Source organism: Salipiger sp. (genome assembly GCF_059781815.1).
Genome location: NZ_JBYNAH010000423.1, coordinates 1 through 1565, shown reverse-complemented (window position 1 = coordinate 1565; position 1565 = coordinate 1). Strand labels below are relative to the sequence as shown.

Sequence of the window (1565 nt, the reverse complement as noted above, 5' to 3'; positions counted from 1 at the left end):
TCAGGTAGAGCTTCACGCCGGCATTGCCCTGCAGCGCGCGGCGGGTGTTCTCGCCGTAGATTTCATCAAGGGCGGGGATGGTTTGGGTGACCACAGCCAGGTGACCACGATAGGTGCGCAAGGTCTCGATGCTCTCGACTACGATGGGCATCTTGCCGAGGCGATTGAACTCATCGAGCATGATCATCACCGGCCAGGGCTCGTCCGGTCCGGGGTCCTTTTCCTGCATGGCAGAAAGGAGATCGGAAAAGAACAGCCGAATCAATGGCGCGAGGGGTTTCACCATAAGAGGCTGGACGACGAGATAGACCGAAAAGGGTTTCTTGCGGATCGTTCGGAAATCAAAGTCCGACACCGCCGTCGCCTCGTCGATGGCCGGGTTCTGCCATTGGTCGAGCCCCGATGTCATCAGGAGCGAGACGTAAGAGGTCAGGGTGTCATTGTTGGTCGAGGCCAGCCGCGTGAAGATCAGTTTGGCGGCCCTGTTGTCCACCTCATGGCCCCGCGCGAAATACTCCTTTTGCTTGTTCCCGCCCGAGGCGGCGATGCGGTAGATCTCGCCCAAGGTCGGACGCTTGCGCTGGAAGGCCAAGAGCCCTGCCGCCACGAAGAGATCGATCCCGCCTTTGAGAAGGCCCTGCACCCGGTCATTGTCGCTCTGCAGGAACAGCGTCGCGAGGAGCTGCAATTCCATTTGCTGGCGCGCGGGGTCTTTCAGTTCGAAGATGCGCAGGAGCGGATTGTAGCGATGCGTGCGCTTGCCCTCCCAATCGGTAGGGGCAAAGCGATAGACCTTGTCACCTTGGGCGGCGCGGTGCCGGGCCGTGGCCTCGAAACACTCGCCCTTCACATCGAGCGTCACGGCGGAGCCTTGCCAGGTCAGCAGGTTCGGAATGACAAAGCCCGTGGTCTTGCCGCGACCCGTGGGGGCCACGATCAGAGCATGTGGAAAGACTTTAGAGCAGATGTATTTCCCGCGGGATTTAGGAGTACCGAGCTTGCCAAGAATGAACCCGGTCCCGGGCGCCCCGAAGAAGCCATTGGCCTTCATCTCGCGCGCGCTCTGCCAATGGGTCTGGCCAAAGCGTGTCAGGGCGGACCCCGAGAGGGCGAGGCTCAGCATCAGGCCGGCGGCGGCGAAGCTGCCGATGATCAGGTGAATAAGTTGCGCGTCCTCCGGGCGGCGATCGAGGATCGCCATGTAGTTCTGCGCGATATAGGCAAAGTCGATCTCGGACCCGAAGCCGAGATCCTGGTAGGTCAGCACCGCCGAGGCGATCGTATAGCCCATGGCCCCGGTCACCAGCGTTACCAGAAAGACCCCTGTGGCGATCCGCGCTTTTCCCATGCGGGCGCTCAATGGACCTGACCCCGCTCGGTCTCGCCATCCACGTCTGTCGCGCGGTGTTTTTCGTATTCGGTGTCGGCAAGATCATCGACTACCTGGCGCAGGGCCTCCGTATTGGCCGTCGCGGCATCGGATTGCAGATAGACCTTGGCGACATAGAGCCGGTCGAGGCGGTCCTCGAGAACCTTTTCCAGCGCATCGGCATCGCCGGATGTGA

At 61.3% G+C, this 1565-nt stretch carries 1 protein-coding gene and 1 pseudogene; both read right to left on the bottom strand.

The window, feature by feature from the left end; translation table 11 throughout:
• Positions 1-1348: type IV secretory system conjugative DNA transfer family protein (locus tag AC6RA4_RS25480; protein WP_500165115.1), on the bottom strand; the 1348-nt coding region annotated here is incomplete at its 3' end.
• Between the two features lie 8 nt (positions 1349-1356).
• Positions 1357-1565, bottom strand: a pseudogene (locus AC6RA4_RS25475) (endonuclease); the annotation flags it as partial.